5 protein-coding genes are annotated in these 3,052 nt (G+C 62.3%); 3 read left to right on the forward strand and 2 right to left on the reverse strand.

All coding sequences use genetic code 11. The features are described from left to right. Nucleotides 1-126 precede the first annotated feature (126 nt). Complete coding sequence (locus WAW17_RS27235; RefSeq protein ID WP_422335979.1) at nucleotides 127-486, reverse strand: transposase; 360 nt, start codon at nucleotides 484-486, stop codon at nucleotides 127-129. 165 nt (nucleotides 487-651) lie between these two features. Between WAW17_RS27235 and WAW17_RS27240 the strand changes: the two genes are divergently transcribed. The 3 genes from WAW17_RS27240 to WAW17_RS27250 all read left to right on the forward strand — a co-directional run bounded on the left by WAW17_RS27240 (nucleotide 652) and on the right by WAW17_RS27250 (nucleotide 2,583). Then, on the forward strand, nucleotides 652-1,092 hold the full coding sequence (locus WAW17_RS27240; RefSeq protein ID WP_422335983.1) for an ABC transporter permease: 441 nt from the start codon (nucleotides 652-654) through the stop codon (nucleotides 1,090-1,092). Nucleotides 1,093-1,299: 207 nt separating this feature from the next. Next, nucleotides 1,300-1,737, forward strand: a complete 438-nt coding sequence (locus WAW17_RS27245) for a MucR family transcriptional regulator (RefSeq protein ID WP_422335980.1) — start codon at nucleotides 1,300-1,302, stop codon at nucleotides 1,735-1,737. A gap of 549 nt (nucleotides 1,738-2,286) precedes the next feature. Then, nucleotides 2,287-2,583 (forward strand): hypothetical protein, encoded by a 297-nt coding sequence (locus WAW17_RS27250; RefSeq protein WP_422335981.1) that lies wholly within the window; start codon nucleotides 2,287-2,289, stop codon nucleotides 2,581-2,583. Between the two features lie 109 nt (nucleotides 2,584-2,692). On the opposite strand, the gene WAW17_RS27255 is transcribed toward WAW17_RS27250, so the two are convergent. After that, nucleotides 2,693-3,022, reverse strand: a complete 330-nt coding sequence (locus WAW17_RS27255) for a hypothetical protein (protein WP_422335982.1) — start codon at nucleotides 3,020-3,022, stop codon at nucleotides 2,693-2,695. Between the last annotated feature and the right edge of the window lie 30 nt (nucleotides 3,023-3,052).

A 3,052-nucleotide genomic window follows, 5' to 3' on the forward strand; every position in this document is an offset into this window, starting at 1 on the left:
GCGACGAGGACCACCATCGGCAGGCCGTGGCCGTCGACGAGCTGGTGGATCTTCGTCGACAGGCCGCCGCGGGAGCGGCCGATGGCGTGGTCAGGCGGCTCGATCCGCGGATTCGTGTAATTCGACCTAGCCCCCTGTGTAGCGGGCAGTGTTCGTTGCGTGCTGATGAGCACGGACAATGGTCGAGTCCACCGACACCGCCCAGTCGAGCATCCCGGCGGCGTCCGCGATGGTGAGTAGTCGTTCGAGCACCAGGTCCCAGGTGCCGTCACCGGCGAGGCGTCGATGCCAGGTCCAGATCGTCTGCCACGGACCGAACACCTCGGGTACGTCACGCCAGGCGATTCCGCACCGGCACCGGTAGATGATGCCTTCGATCATCGTTCGGGCATCGGAGGACGGGCGGCCGCGTCGACCGGTCCGGGCCGGCAGCAGATCCGCGATGGCGTCCCACTGCTGCTCCGAGAGCACCTGAAACCGAGTCACTCGAACAGCATCGTGCACAAGGGCTTACCTACTGGTCAGGCACCCAATAGCGCCATATCTGTATAGTCTGCCCACTGTCACGGGAACTGGGCCAGAACCAAGAGTCGCTTGTCGTTGACATCCCGAATCGGTAGGTGTGCACCGGTCTAGGCTGCAGACGTGTCGATGCTGAAAGCAGTGTGGTGGGCCTTAGCCGTGATCGCGTTGGCATTTACCGCGTGGGTCGGCACTTCACCGATGGCTGGCGTGTCGTTGTCGTGCTCGAAGAGCGGTGAACTGTATCTCGATGGCGGCCGATCCTCCTTGCAGTGCGATGACTCGATCGTTCACGTGTTGGGGGTATGGCCGCTGGTCTGTCTCGGGCTGTTGCTCGCGACTCCACCTGTGGTGGCGGCGCTGGCAATGCGAGGGTGGGTTTCCTGGTTGGTTGTCGCCGCACTCGTCGGTTTGTCGATCGCTGGGCTGGCGAACTGGTCATCACACTGGATGTTGCTACTCTTCGCTGCTCCCATGGCGGCCCTTGGGTTGGTCGCCGCCACGGTGCATCAGGCCGTCCCGCGCCTAGGAACACCGCAGATTTGTTCTGCTGCAGCAAATCCTCGTTGACTGGTCGCTCGCAGGACCGACTGGGCCGTGGGAGTAGAACGCGCAGGTCACAGCAACGTGAGGACACCAGCAAGATCACTCTTACGGGCTCGGCGTTCTTCCGGAGTGACATGTTGACTATTAGGCCCTCACGCAGAGTGGGCCAGAACCACGATTCATTCGCCGTTTGACACCCGCGGTCAGTCAGTGGCGTCCATGAACGGTGTAATGAGGACGGTGTTGCCCACGCCCATCGCTGGGGCTCGGCATTTGTCAGACATGCTCTACCGGCGCGCCGCCAGGAGGCTGCCAATCGACCCGGACGACGGGAAACAGGTGGGGGTCACCGTGTCCGGCCACGGACTGTGGGGGGTGCTTACGGAAGAACAGGGTCGGCTGCTGTGCCATGAGTGCGGGCGCTGGTATACCGCCCTGGGCGTGCATGTGGCGATGACACACGAGATGGAAGCGCGGCAGTACCGGCTGACGCACGGGCTGCTGATGAATCGCGGGCTCGTGGCCGGGGCACTGCATGACCGGCTCTCCCGAGCCTCGAGACCGTCCACGATCGCCGCTCACTCACTGCTGCAAGCGGCCCTCGAAATGGCCGACCCTGACATGCAGGATCGTGGGCACCGACTACGGCGTGTGCAGGGTGGCCGCTGAAATATCGGATCACGCCGTATCCCTCACGCGTCGGCCTGGGCTTTCGCCTGAGCGTCGGCGACGCCCTCCGCGGCCGAAAGTAAAACCCCACAATCGAAATCGAATAGTCCCGCAGCGGTGGTCCGCTGATCAATCCCGAATCGGGATGTCAATGGTGCACCAACCTGGCGCGGGATCTGATTCAAGCGTCGTCGGTCGCCGCTGATCGGTTTGCTCTGTGAGCCGGGGGCTTCTCTAATTCGTTCGCTGCAGATAGGGCGATGCCCCCGGTCCGAACAAGATCAGGGGCATCCTTCACCCGCGGCAGAAATCGCTCATCCCGCGAGGAGCCTTCATAGTGGCATATCCGTGATGCCTCAACGTGATCGACGGCGTCCAGGAATCGTTCGTTTCCCGAACACGAATCGGACCGCCTAGACAAGTTGCTTGGCCGTCGGACACCGTCACCAAGCTCTGTCGCTTCCCCCTGAACCGTGCAGTGGGCACCCCACACCTTGTCTCGAAAAGTAGATAGGACATGAGACTTGATGATCAATACCATCCGAAGGTGTGAGCACACAGAACTCGATTCAACAGCTTCGGGAGGCGATGGACTTCGCCACAGGCAAGTGCGACCCGATGAAGTACATCAACTGCGACAATCTGCCCTTCGGACCGGACCGCCCGAGAGTAATCGAGGTACTCGCCCGAGCACTGCTTGCCGCGTACGCAGCTGCACCCGACTACTGGGCAGACGAAACCAGATCGGACCCCATCTGGCCGGTGTTGAAGGAAGCGACGGAGCTGTTCGCCCAGGACTTTCGCGGGAAGGTCAACCCGCAGGACGGCTCGTACATGCACGGGTGACCAAGCCGCGGGCGAACGCGAAATTGGTGGGATCATCTGGTGCCGTTGCGGACTGTGGTGTCGCCGTGACGATAGTGCGGCCGCCTCTCGGCCGGATTCCTGTTCGTGCTCACGCTGTGTGGACGGCGGAGTACCAGCTCGAGCACTGCTCGACATAGACACCGATGCTGCGGAGTCGTTTCCGCAGGGCCTCGACCAGTTCCTCCGCGCCGTAGTCGAGGTTGAAGGCCGCAGCGTGGTCGCCACCGTCGTGGGTGATGATCAGGAGCGAGTTGAGTCCCCACTTCTCGCCACGTTCGTCCCACTCCGTCGGTGAGTAGAAGTGTCCGCCGCCGCCGTGGTCCGTGATGCCCTTCTCGACCAGGAACGTGTGAATCAGCTCGGCGGATTCCCTTCCGTGCGGTGTCAAATCTGTTGGGATGGGCCAATTGTTCGCCATTGATGCCTCCGTTGATTGGGGTGTCGGTTC

The organism is Rhodococcus sp. (in: high G+C Gram-positive bacteria) (assembly GCF_049286785.1).
Classification (GTDB): domain Bacteria; phylum Actinomycetota; class Actinomycetes; order Mycobacteriales; family Mycobacteriaceae; genus Rhodococcus_F.